Source organism: Mycobacterium sp. NGS59 (genome assembly GCF_059812345.1).
The window spans coordinates 20,848-39,244 of record NZ_JCALCN010000015.1; the positions used below are offsets into that span (position 1 = coordinate 20,848).

At 66.4% G+C, this 18,397-nt stretch carries 20 protein-coding genes and 1 tRNA gene; 9 read left to right on the forward strand and 12 right to left on the reverse strand.

Annotated elements, in window-relative coordinates:
- Nucleotides 1-4 precede the first annotated feature (4 nt).
- Nucleotides 5-400: a holo-ACP synthase AcpS gene (acpS, locus tag AC5Y46_RS16870; RefSeq protein ID WP_499945661.1), complete on the forward strand. Its 396-nt coding sequence runs from the start codon at nucleotides 5-7 to the stop codon at nucleotides 398-400.
- A 145-nt stretch (nucleotides 401-545) separates the two neighbouring features.
- Entirely contained in the window at nucleotides 546-2,111 is a 1,566-nt protein-coding gene (gene qcrB, locus AC5Y46_RS16875) for a cytochrome bc1 complex cytochrome b subunit (RefSeq protein WP_499945660.1), read from the forward strand.
- A gap of 74 nt (nucleotides 2,112-2,185) precedes the next feature.
- Here qcrB and AC5Y46_RS16880 read toward each other — a convergent pair whose 3' ends face one another.
- The 4 genes from AC5Y46_RS16880 to AC5Y46_RS16895 are packed head-to-tail and all read right to left on the reverse strand — an operon-like array spanning nucleotide 2,186 to nucleotide 6,246.
- The gene (locus AC5Y46_RS16880; protein WP_499945659.1) at nucleotides 2,186-4,003 is read right to left on the reverse strand and encodes a DUF2339 domain-containing protein; all 1,818 of its coding nucleotides are present in this window, start codon (nucleotides 4,001-4,003) and stop codon (nucleotides 2,186-2,188) included.
- A 60-nt stretch (nucleotides 4,004-4,063) separates the two neighbouring features.
- Nucleotides 4,064-4,720 carry a response regulator gene (locus tag AC5Y46_RS16885; protein ID WP_499945658.1) on the reverse strand — a complete coding sequence of 219 codons (657 nt, stop codon included), beginning with the start codon at nucleotides 4,718-4,720 and terminating at the stop codon, nucleotides 4,064-4,066.
- Nucleotides 4,713-5,855 (reverse strand): MacS family sensor histidine kinase, encoded by a 1,143-nt coding sequence (gene macS / locus AC5Y46_RS16890; RefSeq protein WP_499992325.1) that lies wholly within the window; start codon nucleotides 5,853-5,855, stop codon nucleotides 4,713-4,715. The genes AC5Y46_RS16885 and macS overlap by 8 nt, the downstream gene beginning before the upstream one ends.
- Nucleotides 5,856-5,883: 28 nt before the next feature.
- Complete coding sequence (locus tag AC5Y46_RS16895; protein ID WP_499992326.1) at nucleotides 5,884-6,246, reverse strand: hypothetical protein; 363 nt, start codon at nucleotides 6,244-6,246, stop codon at nucleotides 5,884-5,886.
- 63 nt (nucleotides 6,247-6,309) lie between these two features.
- Between AC5Y46_RS16895 and AC5Y46_RS16900 the strand changes: the two genes are divergently transcribed.
- A complete protein-coding gene (locus tag AC5Y46_RS16900; protein ID WP_499945655.1) occupies nucleotides 6,310-7,677 on the forward strand; it encodes a dipeptidase in 1,368 nt (455 codons plus the stop codon).
- Here AC5Y46_RS16900 and AC5Y46_RS16905 read toward each other — a convergent pair.
- Both AC5Y46_RS16905 and bcp read right to left on the reverse strand, forming a co-directional pair.
- Nucleotides 7,647-8,033 (reverse strand): hypothetical protein, encoded by a 387-nt coding sequence (locus AC5Y46_RS16905; RefSeq protein ID WP_499945654.1) that lies wholly within the window; start codon nucleotides 8,031-8,033, stop codon nucleotides 7,647-7,649. The genes AC5Y46_RS16900 and AC5Y46_RS16905 overlap by 31 nt on opposite strands.
- A 13-nt stretch (nucleotides 8,034-8,046) precedes the next feature.
- Entirely contained in the window at nucleotides 8,047-8,520 is a 474-nt protein-coding gene (gene bcp / locus AC5Y46_RS16910; RefSeq protein WP_499945653.1) for a thioredoxin-dependent thiol peroxidase, read from the reverse strand.
- 96 nt (nucleotides 8,521-8,616) lie between these two features.
- Here bcp and AC5Y46_RS16915 point away from each other — a divergent pair, with 96 nt between their 5' ends.
- Nucleotides 8,617-8,844: a DUF3618 domain-containing protein gene (locus tag AC5Y46_RS16915; RefSeq protein WP_499945652.1), complete on the forward strand. Its 228-nt coding sequence runs from the start codon at nucleotides 8,617-8,619 to the stop codon at nucleotides 8,842-8,844.
- 54 nt (nucleotides 8,845-8,898) lie between these two features.
- Here AC5Y46_RS16915 and AC5Y46_RS16920 read toward each other — a convergent pair whose 3' ends face one another.
- Nucleotides 8,899-9,687 carry an SDR family NAD(P)-dependent oxidoreductase gene (locus AC5Y46_RS16920; RefSeq protein WP_499945651.1) on the reverse strand — a complete coding sequence of 263 codons (789 nt, stop codon included), beginning with the start codon at nucleotides 9,685-9,687 and terminating at the stop codon, nucleotides 8,899-8,901.
- Nucleotides 9,684-11,423 carry a DUF3556 domain-containing protein gene (locus AC5Y46_RS16925; RefSeq protein WP_499945650.1) on the reverse strand — a complete coding sequence of 580 codons (1,740 nt, stop codon included), beginning with the start codon at nucleotides 11,421-11,423 and terminating at the stop codon, nucleotides 9,684-9,686. The genes AC5Y46_RS16920 and AC5Y46_RS16925 overlap by 4 nt, the downstream gene beginning before the upstream one ends.
- 381 nt (nucleotides 11,424-11,804) lie before the next feature.
- On the opposite strand from AC5Y46_RS16925, the gene AC5Y46_RS16930 reads away from it, so the two are divergent.
- The 3 genes from AC5Y46_RS16930 to AC5Y46_RS16940 are packed head-to-tail and all read left to right on the forward strand — an operon-like array spanning nucleotide 11,805 to nucleotide 14,475.
- On the forward strand, nucleotides 11,805-12,512 hold the full coding sequence (locus AC5Y46_RS16930; protein ID WP_499945649.1) for an ABC transporter ATP-binding protein: 708 nt from the start codon (nucleotides 11,805-11,807) through the stop codon (nucleotides 12,510-12,512).
- Entirely contained in the window at nucleotides 12,509-13,681 is a 1,173-nt protein-coding gene (locus AC5Y46_RS16935; protein WP_499945648.1) for an ABC transporter substrate-binding protein, read from the forward strand. The genes AC5Y46_RS16930 and AC5Y46_RS16935 overlap by 4 nt, the downstream gene beginning before the upstream one ends.
- A complete protein-coding gene (locus tag AC5Y46_RS16940) occupies nucleotides 13,678-14,475 on the forward strand; it encodes an ABC transporter permease (RefSeq protein WP_499945647.1) in 798 nt (265 codons plus the stop codon). Before AC5Y46_RS16935 ends, AC5Y46_RS16940 begins: the two co-directional genes overlap by 4 nt.
- A 5-nt stretch (nucleotides 14,476-14,480) precedes the next feature.
- Here the strand turns inward: AC5Y46_RS16940 and AC5Y46_RS16945 are convergent, their stop codons facing one another.
- On the reverse strand, nucleotides 14,481-15,368 hold the full coding sequence (locus AC5Y46_RS16945) for a lysophospholipid acyltransferase family protein (protein ID WP_499945646.1): 888 nt from the start codon (nucleotides 15,366-15,368) through the stop codon (nucleotides 14,481-14,483).
- Nucleotides 15,369-15,417: 49 nt separating this feature from the next.
- On the opposite strand from AC5Y46_RS16945, the gene AC5Y46_RS16950 reads away from it, so the two are divergent.
- Both AC5Y46_RS16950 and AC5Y46_RS16955 read left to right on the forward strand, forming a co-directional pair.
- Nucleotides 15,418-15,987: a TetR/AcrR family transcriptional regulator gene (locus tag AC5Y46_RS16950; RefSeq protein WP_499945645.1), complete on the forward strand. Its 570-nt coding sequence runs from the start codon at nucleotides 15,418-15,420 to the stop codon at nucleotides 15,985-15,987.
- A 98-nt stretch (nucleotides 15,988-16,085) separates the two neighbouring features.
- Entirely contained in the window at nucleotides 16,086-16,295 is a 210-nt protein-coding gene (locus AC5Y46_RS16955; RefSeq protein WP_499945644.1) for an excalibur calcium-binding domain-containing protein, read from the forward strand.
- Between the two features lie 38 nt (nucleotides 16,296-16,333).
- Here AC5Y46_RS16955 and AC5Y46_RS16960 read toward each other — a convergent pair whose 3' ends face one another.
- The 3 genes from AC5Y46_RS16960 to AC5Y46_RS16970 all read right to left on the reverse strand — a co-directional run bounded on the left by AC5Y46_RS16960 (nucleotide 16,334) and on the right by AC5Y46_RS16970 (nucleotide 18,244).
- Nucleotides 16,334-17,248, reverse strand: a complete 915-nt coding sequence (locus tag AC5Y46_RS16960) for a cytochrome c oxidase assembly protein (protein ID WP_499945643.1) — start codon at nucleotides 17,246-17,248, stop codon at nucleotides 16,334-16,336.
- A complete protein-coding gene (locus tag AC5Y46_RS16965) occupies nucleotides 17,245-17,742 on the reverse strand; it encodes a DUF2243 domain-containing protein (RefSeq protein WP_499945642.1) in 498 nt (165 codons plus the stop codon). The genes AC5Y46_RS16960 and AC5Y46_RS16965 overlap by 4 nt, the downstream gene beginning before the upstream one ends.
- A gap of 429 nt (nucleotides 17,743-18,171) precedes the next feature.
- Nucleotides 18,172-18,244 (reverse strand) — tRNA-Lys (locus AC5Y46_RS16970).
- Between the last annotated feature and the right edge of the window lie 153 nt (nucleotides 18,245-18,397).

Genomic DNA, 18,397 nt, shown 5'->3' on the forward strand with positions numbered 1-18,397 from the left:
ACCCATGGGCATCGTCGGAATCGGGATCGACCTTGTGTCCATTCCCGATTTCGCCGAGCAGGTCGACCAACCGGGAACGGTGTTCGCCGAGACCTTCACGCCGGGTGAGCGCCGCGACGCGTCCGACAAGAGCTCGTCGGCGGCGCGTCACCTGGCCGCGCGCTGGGCGGCCAAGGAAGCCGTGATCAAGGCGTGGTCGGGTTCGCGGTTCGCGCAGCGGCCGGTGTTGCCCGAGGACATCCACCGTGACATCGAGGTGGTCACCGACATGTGGGGTCGGCCGCGGGTGCGGCTGAGCGGGGAGATCGCCAAGCATCTGGCCGACGTGACGATCCACGTGTCGCTCACCCATGAGGCCGACACCGCGGCCGCCGTCGCCATCCTGGAGACCAGTCCCTAGCTACCTCTCGCGAGCAGACACAGAATCGCGCTGAGCGAGCGCAATTCGTGCGATTCTGCGTCTGCTCGCGCACCTATTTACTCCCGCGGCCTCAAGTACTACAGTTTGTGGTACTACACATTGTAGTAATGAGGGGATGGTCGCCGTGGACCTCGAAGAAATCGACACCCGGTATCACCCGTCTGCCGCACTGCGCCGTCAGCTCAACAAGGTGTTTCCCACGCACTGGTCGTTCCTGCTGGGTGAAATCGCCTTGTACAGCTTCATCGTCCTGTTGATCACGGGCATCTATCTGACGCTGTTCTTCGACCCGTCGATGACCGAAGTCACCTACGACGGCGTGTACCAGCCGCTGCGGGGCGTGGAAATGTCCCGAGCCTACGAGTCGACGCTGAACATCTCGTTCGAAGTGCGCGGCGGGCTGTTCGTGCGTCAGGTCCATCACTGGGCCGCGCTGCTCTTCGCCGCGTCGATCATGGTGCACCTGGCCCGGGTGTTCTTCACCGGCGCGTTCCGCCGACCGCGCGAGGCCAACTGGGTGATCGGGTCGCTGCTGCTGATCCTGGCCATGTTCGAGGGATACTTCGGCTATTCGCTGCCCGACGACCTGCTGTCCGGCATCGGCCTGCGCGCTGCATTGTCATCGATCACGTTGGGATTGCCGGTGATTGGGACGTGGCTGCACTGGGCACTGTTCGGCGGTGACTTCCCGGGCACCATCCTGATCCCACGGTTGTACGCGTTGCACGTGCTGTTGCTGCCCGGGATCATCCTGGCGCTGATCGGGGTGCACGTGGCGCTGGTGTGGTTCCAGAAGCACACCCAGTTCCCCGGACCGCGGCGCACCGAGCACAACGTGGTCGGCGTGCGGGTGATGCCGACGTTCGCGGTCAAGTCCGGCGCCTACTTAACCTGCATCGTCGGCGTGCTGGGCCTGATGGGCGGGCTGCTGCAGATCAATCCGATCTGGAACCTGGGACCCTACAAGGCTTCTCAGGTGTCGGCCGGTTCGCAGCCGGATTTCTACATGATGTGGCCGGACGGCCTGCAGCGATTGTGGCCGGCCTGGGAGATCTACATCGGCCATTACACGGTGCCGGCCACCGTCGGGGTCGCGCTGATCATGGGGTTGGTCTTCGTCCTGCTGACCAGCTATCCCTTCCTCGAGAAGCGCTTCACCGGTGATACTGCGCACCATAATCTGCTGCAGCGGCCGCGAGATGTGCCGGTGCGCACCGCGATTGGGGCGATGGCCATCAGCTTCTACCTGGTGCTGACCCTGGCGGCGATGAACGACATCATCGCGTTGACGTTCCACATCTCGCTCAACGCAACCACCTGGATCGGGCGGATCGGCATGGTGATCCTGCCGCCGTTGGTCTACTTCATCACCTACCGGTGGTGCGTCGGGTTGCAGCGCAGCGACCGCGAGGTGCTCGAACACGGTGTGGAGACCGGCATCATCAAGCGGCTGCCGCACGGCGCCTACATCGAACTGCATCAGCCACTGGGCGCGAGGCCCCTCGAGTATCAGCGGGCACCGGTGCCCAAGAAGATGAACAAGCTGGGCGCTGGCGGCAGGCCCGGTAGTGGCAGCTTCCTGCGCGCCGATCCGGCGGACGAGGCGGCGGCGCTCGCTGAGGCCGAGCACGTCGCGGAGCGCCGCACGCTCACCGCACTGCGCGAACGCTCAGCCCGGCCACTTAGATAGCGCCCGAGATTGAAAATCTGCAGCGCTGCACTCGCACGCAGGCTGCAGATTCTCAATCTGGGTGAGCAAGGCAGTTAACTGGCTATCTCAGTGCGGGCCGAGGCGAGGCTGCGAGCGTAACCCGAACCCATGCCCAGCAGCACCAGGCCCACGACGATAAACGCCGCCACCCGGAATATGCCGTCCAGCGTGGCCAAGTCGAACAAGAACAACTTGGCGGTGGCCGCCCCGGTGAGTGCCAGTCCGGCGGTGACCGCCTCATGACGGTGGTCCTGTCCCCGTCGCAGCGCGTAGACGAAAAGCGCTGCGGCCATGGCGATCCAGCAGATGGTGGCCGCCATGTGTCCGGCGAGGAAGCCGCCGCCCGTGCCGCCGATCAGCACACCGGCGGTCACCGTGAACGCGGTGACGGCATAGACGATCAGCGACCCCGCCCCCGCGACGAGCAGACCCGCGGCATCGGAAGTTAGGAAGGCGCGGGTCAACACGACCGCCGCGGCGATGACGAGCAGACTGGCCGCCAGGGTTGACACCGCCACCGCAGTCGGCATCGCGGTGGCCCGCACCAGCGCGCGCAGGGGTGCGTGACTGTAGAACAGGCCGGTACCGATGAGGCCGAATCCCGCTGCAGCCCAGCGTGCTACGACGTCTCGGCGCCCGGCGATGCCGACCGCGACTGCCAGCGCAAGCAGCAACGGGCCGGCCACGTAACCGTCGAACGCGACGGTGACAGCGATCAACGCTGCGATCGCCGACCACGCCGACCAAATCTGGCCGACCACACGCGGCGGGTTGCCGAGCAGGGTGACGCTGAGCATCCCGGCGGCCAGCGCCGCGGAAAGGACAGCTGCCAGAACGTGATTGACTCCGACTGCGCTGGCCAGTACGGGCAGCGTGCCCGCCGCGGTCGCCAGCGCCAGTGCCGTCGCGTGGGTGGTGCCGGGCAATAGGACCAGGCCGCTGACGATGGCGAGCAGGGCCGCGACGCCGCAGGCGCCACCGACCAGCCAGGCGTTGTCGTGCCTGCTGACCGCTACCAACGCCAGCAACAGCGGCAACGTCGTCGCCGCCATCCGGGCAGCGTGCATCCAGATCCAGTCCTTGCCCACCTGCACCGGCAGCGCGGCGGCCGACAGTGCCAGCATGAAGCTGACGAGAAGCAGGTCGACACCGCGGGTGAGCACGGGCGCCAGGCCCATCAACGGGACCAGCACGAGCAGCGCCAGATGTTCGGAGTTCCACCGCCGGGCCAGGATCAGGCCCGCTCCGCCGACGACGGCGGCCAGCACCAGCCCCATCGATGCGGGCACCCATTTGTAGATCGTCACGACCGCGATCACGTCCAGGTAGGCCGCGGCAATGCCGGTGGCCGCCAACGCGATCGCACCGACCCGTCCGCCGGGACGACCACGCAACCGGGCGCCCACAGCGACGAGTGCCGTCGCCAACGCGCAGCCGCCGGCGACCCGGATTTCCGGTCGCAGCAGGCCGGCCTGCGCCGCCAGGACGAGCAGCAGGACCACGCCGATCAGCGTGACGGCCACACCGGCAACGGCCAGCAGCTTGCCGATCCAATTGGATTCGGCGTTGTCCGACGGGACGGGCGGCGGGGGCGCGGGCGGGGGAGCGGATGGGCGCGGTGGTAGCGGGGGGCGCGGGGCGGTTGCCGCTGGTGCCCAACCGTGCCAGTAGTTCTGCCAGTAGGGGACGGCCTGGGCGGGCGTTGGCGGCGGGACGAATACCGGTGCCGGCGGCGGCGGGGGTGTGGCCGCGGGATCGGAGATCAGCCGATTGAGCTGGCCCAGCTCACCGGAGACTCGCGACATCTGACGCGACAGGACGTCGAATTCCTGGGAAAGCCGGCTGATAACAGCCTGAGTCGATTGGGTCATGGGTACCCACCCTGCCGCGGCGCCTCGGGTGTTCGGATGAGTAGGACTACCCAAAACCTGTCACTGGTCGAGACCGTGCTCGATGGCGTAGCGCGTCAGCTCCACCCGGTTGGCGACCTGCAGCTTGCGGAACGTGGCCTGCACATGGTTCTCCACGGTGCGGTGGCTCAAGGTCAGCTTCTCGGCAATCTGCTTCGCCGACAACCCTTTTGCGACATAGCGCAACACCTCGGTCTCCCGGTCGGTGAGGCTGGGGGTGGCGGGCCCGGAGTCCGGGCTCTGTGCGATGCGCCGATACTCACCCAATACCAAGCCGGCCAGGCTCGGGGTGAACACGGCCCGTCCGGCCGCGGTGGCGCGCACGGCGTCGGCCAGCTCGGCCTTGGAAGCGCTCTTGACCAGGTAACCGGTCGCGCCGGCTTTGACGGCCTCCAGGACGTCGTCGCGTTCGTCGGAGGCTGACAGCACCAGCACCCGCGTCGACGGCGACACCTCGAGCACCTCCATCGTGGCCTGTACACCGTCGCCGTCAGCCAGGCGCATATCCATCACCACCACGTCCGGCTTCACCACCGCTGCGCGACGGCGCGCGGCGGCCACACCCTCGGCCGTGGCGACCACATCGAAGCCGTCGTCGGCAAGGTCGCGCGCGACCGCGTCGCGCCAGATGGGGTGGTCGTCGACCACCATCACCGTAGGGTCGTTCTGTTCAGCCATACCGTCCCTTTCCGCGCGGCACCTTCAGTTCCCACTCGGTGCCGTCACCGACATCGGTACTCAGATCCGCACTGCCGCCAAGCGAATTCAACCGACCTACAATCGATTTCGCGATGCCGACGTGTCCTTCGCCGACCGCTTCCTCCAGTCGGCCGGGCGGGATGCCTGTCCCGTCGTCGCGGATGCTGACTGCGACCCAATCGCCCAGATCTTCGAGCAGAACGAAGGCGCGTGCCTGCGGACCGGCATGCAGCCGCACATTGTCCAGGGCATTGCCCACCGCGGCATCGAGTTCCTGCGCCGCTACGTTCGCCAGCGGTACCGGAGTTCCCGGGAGGCTCACCGACACGCGGTCGGACTCCCGCCGGCGCAGCAGCCCGCGCAGGTCGATTACGGTGTCCGAGTCGCTTTCCATGTCGGTCGAGGTGACCCATTTGCGCAGCGCGCGTTCCTGTTCGCCGGCCAGTGTTGCGAGTTCGGATGCGGCGCCGCCGATTTCGTGGCCGCGCTTGGCGACCAGCGCGAGCACCTGGATGACACCGTCATGGACTTGGCGGGACAACCGTTCGCGTTCTTCCACCGCCGCCGAGAGGCGGGCCGCGCGCTGTAATTCGTCGTGGGCGCGACGCGCGGTCCGGGCGGCCAGTCCGACGGCCAGACCGACCGCCAACTCGACAATGACGGTGGCGTTGCGGCCCAGGTTGACGCTGACATAGCCCTTGACGAATTCACTGGTGGCGGTCACCGCAACCCCGGTCAACATCCCCCCGTTCGGACCGAACTGCAACGCCGCGGAAATGGTGGCGTTGCTGGCCCACAACGTCGTCGGCCACGTCTGATTGTCGTGCGCCCACTGCCCGGTCGCTACCACCTCGGTGGACAGCATGAGCAGCACGACGACGACGAGTTCGGCGACCACCCACGCCGGGCGCCGGCCGAACCCGTGCAGGTAGGCGACCGCGCAGGCGACACTCCAGCCGATCAGCACCGCGAACAGGGTCCAACCCCACCCCGGGTGGCGCAGATCGGAGTTGACCGCGATCTGGAAGCCCAGCGCATACAGGCAACTCAGGAGCCGGAACAGCTGAGCTGCCCGCCAGAGCGGAGCCGTCGGGTCGGGACCGGGGGCGGTCACCGACTTGACCTGAGTGAGTCTGGGTAAGTCACTGCTCGCGTCGGCGCTCGGCGACGATTACGTCAAGTAGTCCCACGATCTGCTGTTGGCCGGCGGCCGCGGCGTCGAACTTGCCGCGCATCTCGGTGAACCCGCGGTCGACGTGGTCGCGCAGCGTGTTGAACTCCTGCCGGAGATCGACGCAGTCCTGCCGCATTGCGTTGAAACTGCCCGCCACCGCATGCCGGAACTCCCGGATTTCGTCCCGAAACTCGCTGACGTCGCGATCGGCGGCACCGGCGAGTATGCGAGCGGCCGCGGCGTCCCGCTCGGATCCCTGGACCCGGCGTTTCAGCTCGCGCACCTCGCCTTCCAGAGCGGCGACACGCGGCTCGATGCCTTCGGCCTCCATGGCAGCTGAGTCTATCGGTGATCAGAAGGCCCACAACTCACGGCGGTGGCTAGCCTCGGAACCATGACTGATCTGGTGGAGCGGGTGCGTGAGGTGCTGCCGTCGGTGCGGCGCGACCTGGAGGATCTGGTGCGGATCGAGTCGGTGTGGGCCGACCCGGCGCGCCGCGACGAAGTCCGCCGGAGCGCGCAGGTAACAGCAGACCTGTTGTCGCAGGCCGGTTTCGACGATGTGCGCATCGTCAGCGAGGGTGGCGCCCCAGCCGTCATCGCGCACCATCCGGCGCCGCCGGGGGCGCCGACCGTGCTGCTGTACGCCCATCACGACGTGCAACCCGAAGGCGACCGCGGGCAATGGCTGTCGCAGCCGTTCGAGCCGACCGAGCGGGACGGGCGACTGTACGGCCGTGGCACCGCCGACGACAAGGCCGGAATAGCAACACATTTGGCGGCCTTTCGGGCGCACGGCGGTCAGCCGCCGGTGGGTGTGACGGTCTTCGTGGAGGGCGAGGAGGAGTCCGGATCTCCGTCCCTGGGCAGGTTGCTGGCCGCCCACCGCGACGCCCTGGCCGCCGACGTGATCGTGATCGCCGACTCGGACAACTGGAGCACTGAGGTGCCGGCGCTGACGATTTCGCTGCGGGGCATGGCCGACTGCGTGGTGGAGGTCGCCACGTTGGATCACGGGCTGCACTCCGGGCTGTGGGGCGGCGTGATCCCCGACGCGCTGAGCGTACTGGTGCGACTGCTGGCCAGCCTGCACGACGACGACGGCAACGTGGCGGTAAAGGGTCTGCATGAACTGGACACCGAAGGGTTGAATTACCCGGACTATCCGCCCGGACGCGCACGCAGGGACTCCGGTCTGCTGGACGGGGTGAGCGAGATCGGTTCGGGTTCGGTGCCGCAACGACTGTGGGCCAAGCCGGCGATCACCGTGATCGGCATCGACACCACATCCGTTGCGGCAGCGTCGAATACGCTGATTCCGCGGGCCCGCGCCAAGATCAGCATTCGGGTGGCACCCGGCGGCGACGCGGTGCAGCACCTGGACGCCGTGGAAGCCCACCTGCGCGCGCACACGCCGTGGGGTGCCCAGGTCGACGTCGTGCGCGGCGAGATCGGCCAGCCCTACGCGATCGACGCCGACGGTCCGGTCTACGACGCCGCGCGAGCGGCATTCCGGCAAGCGTGGGGTGTCGACGCCGTCGACATGGGCATGGGCGGGTCGATCCCCTTCATCGCCGAGTTCGCCGAGGCGTTCCCGCAGGCCAAGATCCTGGTCACCGGGGTGGAGGATCCCGGCACCCAGGCGCACAGCATCAACGAAAGCCTGCACCTGGGGGTGCTGGAGCGTGCGGCGATCGCCGAGGCGCTGTTGCTGGCGAATCTTGCGCACACTCAGGCGGCAGCGGCCAACGATCGCGCGTAGTTCACCGCCTGGTGAGCGTTCATCACCGAGTGCGGGCCCGTCACCGGAATCAACGTGGAGTGGTAGAAGCCGTTGCCTTGCACGGTGACCTGAACGAATCCGCCGAGCCTGCGTTCCTTCATCAGCAGAAAGAGCAAGCCCAGCAGGCAAAACCACACGAACACCACCGCGAGAACGACACCAACGGTTGAGATGCTCTCCTCGTAGCGCGACATGTCTGTCACTGTCCACACCGAGCCGCGGATCGGGTGCGGCCCACTCGGCGTCGACACCCAGTGCTCGGAGACTGAGATGTCACCGATCGTCGTGAGCCACGGCTCCGGTCCGACGCTGTGATAGCCGGCTATTTCCCCCACGGGGTCGAGTGTATTAAACCGACAGATCGCGCCGTAGCTTCGCGACGTGTCCGGTCGCTTTCACGTTGTACTGCGCGACCTCGATCTTGCCCTTCTCGTCGACGACGAAGGTGGACCGGATCACGCCGGTGACCGTCTTGCCGTACATCTTCTTCTCACCGAACGCGCCGTAGGCGGTCAGCACCTTGCGATCGGGGTCGGACAGCAACGGGAACGTCAACTTCTCGGCGTCGCGGAACTTCGCCAGCTTCTCCGGTTTGTCGGGGGAGATGCCGACGACGTCGATCCCGGCCCCGTCCAATTCAGACAGACTGTCGCGGAAGTCGCAGGCCTGTTTGGTGCAGCCGGGCGTGGACGCGGCCGGGTAGAAGTACACGACGACGCGACGACCCTTGAAGTCCGCCAAGGACACCTTGTTGCCGTCAGCGTCGGGCAGGCTGAACGCGGGCGCTTTGTCACCGGGAGCCAGGCGGGCGGTCTCAGTCACGTGCGGAGTCCTTTCGGTTCACCGGTGCGTCGGGGTTTGCCTCAGCTGCTCTAGGGTAGTTCGTCAGTGCACCAGCCTGACTTGGAGGACAGACACGTGGCGGACCGCGATCCCGACACCATCAAGCAGGAGATCGATGTGGCCCGCGAGCAGCTCGCGGCGACCGTCGACTCGCTTGCCGAGCGTGCCAATCCCCGCCGTCTGGCCGACGACGTCAAGGCCAAGGTGATTGAGTTCCTGAACAAGCCGATCGTGACGGTGTCGCTGACCGGGGCAGGTGTCGTCGCCGTCATCGTGGTGATCCACAAGATCAGGAACCGCTGACCCCGCGCGCCTCCCGCCAAGTGGGACGCCAGCCGCGCACTCGACGCCGGAACTTCACCGACGCGCTACGAAGTAACCCGAAATCCGCGCCTTCAGCCGACGTGACGGCGACAGCGGCGCGGCCGCGCGCATGATCTTGTTGCCCACTCCCGGCATCACCATGACCCGACCGGCCCGCATCGCGTCGTACCCGGCCCGGGCCGTCGGCGCGGCGTCCATGATGAACCGATCCAGGCGCGACCAGTCCCCGACACCGGCGGTGCGCCCGAACTCGGTGCGGGTCGGACCCGCCGCCAGGTGCGTGCAGGTGACGCCGGTGCCGTGCAGGTCGGCAGCCACCGCCTCGGAGAAGCTGCGCACATAGGCCTTGCTGGCGGCATAGCCCGCCTCGAGCCCATGCGGAATGACGTAGGCGGCGATCGAGCTGACGTTGAGGATGGCTCCGCGCCCCGCTTTCACCATCCGCGCGGCATACAACGTGGTCAGGTCGGTCAACGTCACCACGTCCAGCCGAATCATCTTCGATATCGCCGCCGGATCGCACTCCTGGATCTTCAGACCCAAGATCCCGACACCGGCATTGTTGACCAGGTACTCGACGTCGACACCGAGTTCGTCGACGCGCGCGACGAGCTCTGCCCCGGCACCCGCCCGGGACAAGTCCATCGATATCTCGTCGACGCGGACACCATGGCGGGACCGCAGTTCGTCGGCCAATTCAGCCAGTTGTGCCGCGCTGCGCTCGCTGGACACCACGACCACGTCGATCCCGTCAGCCGCGAACAAACCCGCGAATTCGCGGCCCAAACCCGTCGAGGCGCCGGTGACCAGAGCCGTCGTCATGCCTTCAGGCCCGTGCCACTGGTGACGTGCACCGGGAGATCATCGACCCACGGCTGGGTGGTGACCATGTCGTCGACCTCGATGTAGCCGCGCTCGAATTCGCCCGTCGCGGCGTCAACGAGGCGGTACTCCTGACGCTGGATGTGGATGGGCTGGGCGTCGATGATCACCACCCGAACCTCGCCGGGCTCGAATCCGCAACGCTCCTGGAGCGCCTCGATGAGGCATTCGTTGTGCATGTGCCCGTCGCCGAAGTTCCAGCCGACCGCCACCGCACACAGCGTCTCGCCTTCGCACAGGTTGTAGTCGTCCTCGTCGTACCCGGCCAGCGCGCGGTGCACCAGCGTGAACAACGCACGCCCGTGCGTGTTCATGCCACGGAACGCGTATGCCAGGTGCAGGGGGACCAGGGTGGCGTCTTTGCTCTTGTACAGCCGCTCGAGCTGCAAGTGCTGCATCGGCCCGAGCGCGCGGGCGCCGAGGCGGATCTTCTCGTCGGCGGACGGCTTCGCGCACCACAGCGTGGTGTCCCAGTTGCCGGCGTAGTACCGCATCCCGGGCAGAAAAGAAATCTTGCGCGGGAACAGGTTTCCGAGGATGACGGTGGCGACCATGACGGCGAACAACGCGGCCACCGGCAGCGGGTTACCGACACTGGACAGCCCGAGCGGCGCGTGCGCGACGAACAGCCACAGCACCCCGACGATCATGAAGACGTTCCATTCCAACGGCACCCCCATCGGGAACGCCAGCAGGATGTTCAAGTGGAACACGATCATCACGAGCGCGGCGATGGTCGTCGGCCACCCGCCGTGCGAGAAGAACAGCACCAGCGGCACCAGTCCTTCGATGGCAGTGGAGAAATGAGCGATGAAGCCCGAGACCGCACCCGGGCGCAGATCATCCGGGTAGCGCTTGAACAACGACGTCTTGAGAATCCCAGACGGGATGAACGGGTTGTTGGCCAGCATCGTCGAGATCACGAACGGAAAGTGCCGGGTGATCTTCGACGTCGCCGCACCCATCCAGATCACGACGAAGACCAGCTTGGCTGCGACCACGATGTCGGCACCGGTGAACAGAAAGGCCAGCGCCAGTGGTGCATACACCTCGGCGCGGGCGGCCAAGAAGATCACTTTGTCCCGCACGCTGAGCGCAGCCAGCACGGACAGGATCGCGACCGTCTGCCACGGTGACAGCACGCCGATCTGCGTGCCCAACGCCGGAATAGGCCCGGCCCCGTCGGACACCAGTGCGAGGAGGAGCAACGTGATCAGCGCGCCGTAAAGCAGCGCGTCGAGCGGGCTTCGATTGTGGCCCTTGGTCAGTGGAACCCGGCCGGGCCAGGGTGGTAGCCGGATCGTGCCGGGCCGTAGCCAGTACAGGATCGAACCGATCGGCGGGAAATACCGCCCGGCCAGCGGGCCGAAACAGCAACCCAGTCCGACGACTTCGAAGAGCATCGTGAACAGCACGGCTTTCTGGAACACGATCGGCTCGGTCCACCACGCGGTGAGATCGGTGAAGCCACCGATGCCATCGGTGGTCCAGGCGAACACCCAGATGCCCAGGATGTACAGCACGATCTTCACTCCGTACATCACGTGCATCACCAGCGGAGTGCCGAAGCCGTTCTCCGCGATGTGCCGCATCATCGGCACGACCCGCTCCGATCGCGTCCGCCGGCTCCACTCCGGAACGTCGACGACGGGCAGGTTCGGCTGGATGAACCCCATTGCGGCTCCTTCGACGGCATGCTGTGTGATGAAAAAGTACCTGCGGCCGGCGCGGCGCGACAGACCCGCGTCGGACTCGACGGGGTCGGTTCACGCTTCGTTGCGATCAGCGCGATCCCATCTTGCGGCTCCAGGCGGCCGACGGTACGGGCAATTGCGTCAGCGTGCGGTCCGGAGCAAGCCAAACATGTTGTAGGTCAACACAGTTCGCACCGTTCGACAAGTGTCGCCGAGTGCGGCGGCGGCACAACCGCGACGGAGCCTGGGAGTCGCTTCGGGTTACGCGCACACCGCAACGCGTGGACAAGTCGCAGGATCCAGTGGCAGCGTGCTGCCTGTGCCGTGTCCCTCGGGACGGCGCCACCGTCGAAAGGAACGAACGTGGGAACTGCCGCTGTGCGAATAGTCGGTGGCCACAAGCACTTTGACGCCGACAGCCACGCGCTGGCCGACGTCGACCTGACCATCGACGACGGCGACTTCCTGGCCATCCTGGGACGCAGTGGCAGTGGGAAATCCACCCTGCTGCGGGTGATCGCCGGCCTGGAGCAACTCACGTCGGGAACGGTCCAATGGGCTGACGGCGGTTCGGCGCGACCGCACAGCGGCGTGGTGTTCCAGCAGCCGCTGCTGCTACCGTGGCTGACCGCCGGGGAGAACGTACTGCTGGCCGGGCGGTTCGCCGCGCAGAAAGCGACGTTCCAACGGGACTACGCGCAAGAGCTGCTGCGCCGATTCGATCTGGACCGGGTCGCCGACCGCTACCCCGACCAGCTTTCCGGTGGGCAGGCGCAGCGCGTCGCCATCATCCGCGCGGTCGCTACCCGGCCACGGCTACTGCTGCTGGACGAACCGTTCAGCGCGCTCGACCCCGCCATCCGCGCCGATCTGCAGCGCTGGCTGAGCAATCTCGCCGCTGAACTCGGCGTCACCGTCGTCCTGGTCACCCACGACGTCGACGAGGCCCTGCTGCTGGCCAGCCGCGTGGTGCTGCTTGGTCCCGACGGGCGGATCCGGCGGGAATGGCAGCCCGGCAGCCAGCCGCTCCGCGAGGAGATCCTCGACCACTATCGCCTGGTCGAGCGGTGACGGACGGCCTGATCTCGCGGCGGTCCCTGCTGACCGGCGCGGCGGCCCTGGCCGCAGTGGGAGGCGTGGCAGGGGTGGCTGATCTGGCGCACGCCGCCAGCATCGACCGCACCAACACCAGTGGGCAACTACGGATCGGATATCTGCCCATCACCGACGCGGCGCCGCTGCTGATCGCGCACGCGGCCGGCCTCTATCAGCCGGGTGTGGTGAGCGCGGCCAAGCCGGTGCTGTTCCGCAGCTGGGCATCGCTTGCCGAGGCCTTCGTCACTCGCCAGGTCGACGCGGTGCACATGCTGATGCCGACCGCGATTCAGCTGCGCTTCCTGCTGCGCAGTCCGGTGCGGATACTGAGCTGGAACCACACCAACGGTTCGGCCCTCACCGTGGCGCCCGACATCACCGACCTGGGCCAGTTGGCGGGAACGCAAGTGGCGATACCGTTTTGGTGGTCAATCCACAACATCATCCTGCAGCAGTTGCTGCGCGCCCACGACCTGGTGCCGGTGGTGCGCCGCAGCGCCTCGCGCAGCGCGCGGACCGTTGAACTGATCGTGATGAGCCCGTCGGACATGGTGCCGGCCTTGGCCAACCGGTCGATCAGTGGCTACGTGGTGGCCGACCCGTTCAACGCTATGGCCCAGGTGCGCAAGATCGGTCGCATCCATACCTTCCTCGGCGACGTGTGGCGTGACCATGCCTGCTGCGTGGTGCTGGCCCACGAGGACCTGATCGAGCACCGGCCGCAGGCAGCCGCGTCGCTGGTCGACTCGATTGTGGTTGCGCAGCAACACATCAATGCCGACCGAGCCGCGGCGGCCGCCGCCTTGTCCAAGGGCGCGTATCTGCCGCAGCCGCTCCCGGCGATCAAGACCGCGCTCAGCTATCGCCCGCAGGATTATCGGATCGCTCATCCTGACTGGCAGCCGCAGCGGTTGGGCTATCAGCCTTTTCCGTTTCCCAGCTTCACTCGCCGCCTCGTGGAGGCCATGCACGACACCGTCGTGGACGGTGACCGGCGGTTTCTAGAGCGGCTGGATCCCGGGGCCGTGCACGCCGATCTGGTGGACGACACCTTCGTACGCTCCGCGTTGAGCGCACACGGAGGTCCCGAAAGTTTCGGTATCCCTACTGATTTGACCCGAACGGAACAGGTACAGCCGCGATGACTTCGGACACCACGACCATTAAGCCCGAAGATTCCACGGCCGGCGCGCTGGCTCAGCGTTGGTGGCCACCGGTGCTGGCCATCGGCACGGCTGTCGCGGTGTGGTGGTTGGCGACCGGGGTCCTGGCCCCGGCCCAGTCACTGTTGCGGGAGACGACGCCGCTGCGTGTGGTCAAGTCGCTGGCCGACCTGCACCACCGCGGAGTCCTGCTGCCCGACACCGGTGTCAGCCTGTGGCGCTTGCTGGTTGGGCTGCTGGTCGGTGCGGTCATCGGCATCCCCGCCGGGTTGCTGATCGGGTTGAATGACACCGCCGATCGGGCCACCCGCCCGGTGGTGCAGTTCCTGCGCATGATCTCGCCGCTGTCGTGGGCACCGATCTCGGTGGCACTCTTCGGCATCGGCAACGAACCGGTGATCTTTCTGATCGCCGCGGCGTCGGTGTGGCCGATCCTGATCAACACCGCCGCCGGCGTGCATGCCATCGACCCCGGTTACCTACAGGTGGCAAAGTCGTTCGGGGCCACCCGGGTCGAACAACTCACCGTGGTGGTGCTGCCCGCGATCCGCGGTCACCTGCAGACCGGTCTGCGCGTCGCACTGGGCATCGCCTGGGTGGTGCTGGTGCCCGCCGAGATGCTCGGGGTGCGTTCGGGTTTGGGCTATCAGATCCTCAACGCACGCGACCAGCTGGCGTACGGGCAGGTGGTCGCGGTGATCGTGGTGATCGGATTGATCGGTTACGTGCTGGATCTGGTTGCGCGCCGGCTGCTTTCGGGATCGCGGTCAGGTTAGGACGGCTAGGCCGCGCGCGACCACGCCAGCGGATTCAGTTCGCGGAACGGGTCGTCCGCGCGGATGGCCAGCAGGTCGGCCAGGATTTTCTCCAACGCGTGCCTGGTTTGCTCTCGGACCGTGGCCACCCAGCTCTCCGGCGATTCGCCCTCGGGTTTCGTGGTGACGATCGGTTCGCCGAAGCGCAGATACATCCGCTGCGGGCGGGGAATGAAGGTGGGCCCGATGCCTCGCATCAGCGGCACGGCCATGTCGCTTCCGCCGCCGAACCGGGCGCTGAGGGTGCTACTGAGTCGACCGAGCGTGCTGTCGCGGGTGATCAGGCTCTTGTAGACGTCGTCACCCCCGACCAAGCCGACGGGGACGATCGGATAGTCGTTCTCCACGGCGACCCGGGCGAACCCGGAACGACCGTGCCAGCTCAGCTGGTATTCCTCGCCTTTGAACTTTGCGATTTCGCGCCCGCCGCCCGGGAAGACCAGGACGGTCTCGTTGTGGCGCATCAGTTCCCGCGCCGTCTCGGGTGCACCGATGACCCCGCCGTAGGCGGTCATCACGTCGTGGCCGAAACCGGGCTGCTGAGCGAAGCGTCGATCGGCCAGCGGGCGGACCCGGGTGCCGACGGCCCGCCGCACGAAGTGCGGGATGAGCAGCACTTCGCCGCCGATGAACTGAGTGTGATTGCCTACCAACAGAAATCGGCCGTCGGCGGGGAGGGTGTCCAAACCGTCCACGAAAGGACGCCACAGGTCGATCAACGGGGCAATGCCGTCTTGCAGTTTGTCGAGCGCGTTGCGCAGCGTCTGCACGCGGGGCGGGTGGGTCATCACGGCGTCGAGGTCGATCGGCTGCTTCGCGAGCTGGTCGATCCGAGAAGGGAAAGGAGGGGCCATGCATGGCAGCATAACAAACGAACTAGTTCGTATGGGGTATGATCTGACCGTGCGGACCACCGACGAGCTTCGCGACTCGATCCTGAGCGCCGCGCGGTCCGAGTTCGCCAACTACGGTCTGGCCGGCGCCCGCATCGACCGCATCGCCCGCGTCGCCGAGGCCAGCAAAGAACGGCTCTACGCCCACTTCAAGGACAAAGAGACGCTGTTTCGCAGCGTGGTCGCCGCTGACGGGGCCGAGTTCTTCGCCTCGGTCGCCCTGCGCCCGGACGCGGTGCCGGAGTTCGTGGGGGACATCTACGACCTCGCCCGGCGGCGTCCCGAGCATCTGCGCATGCTCACCTGGGCACAGTTGGAAGGACTTGCTCTGAACCCGCCCCCGGCCGAGGAATGGGATTCAGTCCCCGCCCGCGACATCCGCGCTATCGAGGCCGCGCAGGCGGCCGGCCACGTCGACCCGTCCTGGCAGCCGATGGAGTTGCTCGTGCTGTTGTTCGGCGTGGGATTGGCGTGGGCGCAGTCGCCGCACCCGGACGCGCGGTCCGACGATCCCGAAGTCGTCGCCGCTCGGCGTGCCGGTTTGATCGAGGCGGCCCGGCGCATCGTGGCGCCTGTCTGACGCGGTCATCAGCAAATTCCCTGTTTTTTGCCGATTTCGGCGCGGGCGGCCCCCGCGTGTCGTAATCTCGCCAACCGACACAGGGAGGGTGTTTCGAGATGAAGATACGCATTCTCGCGGCCGTAGTGGTCGCCATTGCTACGGGACTGAGCGTCGGGGTGACCATTGCGCCTGTCGCACAGGCTGATCCGCCGTACGCCAACTGCAAGGCCGCTGCCAAAGACGGCCGGTACAACATAACGAAGGATGACCCCGCGTACAGTTCGAAGCTGGACCGCGACGGAGACGGTATCGCCTGCGAGTCCTAGTTCGTGGCATGCGCCGGCTGTCTTCGCATAGCCGGTAGTTAGTTTCGCAACGTCGACTTCGAGTAATCTGCGGCACGGCTCGTACCGTAAAGCTGTGATTGTGTCGTCAGCCGTGAGCGCGGTTCGGCTGTTGGGCAGCAGGCTGTTCGCCATGGTGACCGGACCGGAGAGCCCATCCGCTGGGCTTTGACGCCGGGGACCCCCGAGGCCCTTCGCCACGACGACAGCAGCGCCACCGCCAGCAGCATCTCGGCGATATCACCCCAGTAGTACATCAGCGTCCCGGCGTCGCGCAGCTCGTCGGGCGGGATAGGCGCGGAAACGAAGAACCCGCCGTACAGCAGCTGGGAGATCACCGAATGCCCTGCCACCGCGACCCCGAGGATGACGATGCGACTGCGTACCGACGGGCGGTCCGGCCCCGGATCGGGACCGACGATCAGCCACGCGAACAGATACCCGCCGAGGAAGAAATGCAGGTGAACCAACTGGTGCACAAGGGTATTGGAGCTCGCCACGGTGAACAGCGGAGTGAAGTACAACAGGACGAGGCCGCCGAGGTTTGCAGTCAGCACCACAGCGGGGTGGGAGACGGTCCGCGCGGGTGCGGAGCGCAGCGCATGGACGAGGAGTCGGCCGTAGCGCGGGGTGACCGATCGAAGGATGAGCGTGACGGGTGCCGCCAGCACCAGCGCCGTCGGCGCGAACATACCGATCAGCAAGTGTCCGAGCATGTGGTGACCGAATCCGGTGGTGGCCGCGGACTCGACGCCGAGAATCAGCAGGCCCGTGCCGAGGAGAAAACTGCACGTCCGCCACGGGTTCCGGCCGCGCGGCTCCCGGCTTCGTGCCAGTGCAAGCGCGACATAGCCGACGGCTACCGCGAAGGCGATGCCAGCCGCTAGAGCGGTGCCGCCTTCGTGGCTGACAGGTCCGTGGGCGAGGAGCGTCACGTCGTGTCCGAGGCCGTCGGAGTGCTGCGTTGGAGCAGCCAACCGCCGAGCACGAGCAGCGCACCCAACACCAGAAACCCGATGTCCCACAACGCTTGATGGGCACCGCTGCGGACGTGGTGGATGGCCAGGATTTGATGGTCTATCGTCCCCTCGACCAGGTTGAACAGCCCCCAGCCGACCAGCACCCAACCCCACAGGGGGCGAGCCGTCCACACCCGCTGCCTGGTTCGGGTCAACCGTGAGTACAGCAGCGCCAGCCCGATGAGCACTGCGAGCCAGGTGAAGGTGTGAAAGAGGCCGTCCCACAAGGTGTTTACCTTCAGGCCGTGCACGGTGTCGGCGGGATAGGAAGCGATGTTGATGCGCGCGGTGTCAGCGCTGGTGAGCATGTGGTGCCACTGCAGCAGTTGGTGGAGCAGGATGCCGTCGACGAACCCGCCCAAGCCGACACCGAGAACGATGCCCGGCAGCCTCAGCGTGGCGCTGTCCATACCGCGGGAGGTACCCGTTTGCCTACGGCATACACCGAGATCCGGCTCTGCACCGAATCCGCAGGGCGAATACTTTGTATGTGCAACTGTTAATCCGAAACTTTCGAACGAATTTTCGGCGGTTTAAAGTGCTCCGGCCCTGGTATTCGGTGCGTATGAGTCGCAACGACGCCAGTCCGCCAGTTGTCCCCGGTGAAAGCTCGGACCGGCAAGTCATCGACCTCGAACTCGAACGGATTTACCGCCAGTTGCGGCAAGGGGTTTATCAGGACACCTCCGAGCGCCTTTGTCGGGAGGCAAGAGACACGTGCGGACGAGCCGCTGATGCTCGCGCCCGGTCCAGGCGCATCCGGCAACTCACGTTGCTGCCTCCGTCGGATACACCTCCCCCTTCACTCGGATGAAGGGGAAGGGCAAAACGACTTGAAGTGCGCCGTCAGGGTTTCGAACCCCGGACCCGCTGATTAAGAGTCAGCTGCTCTACCAACTGAGCTAACGGCGCGTGCACGGCCAGAGACCGGCTATCGACAATAACAGGCATTGCGTCGCGGAGGGAAATCCCTCACAGTGAGCTGCAGCACGGAAAGCCGCAATCGGCCGGACTGACTCGGTGGGTGGGGAGAAGGCACTACAATACTAGAAACAATCCTGGTCA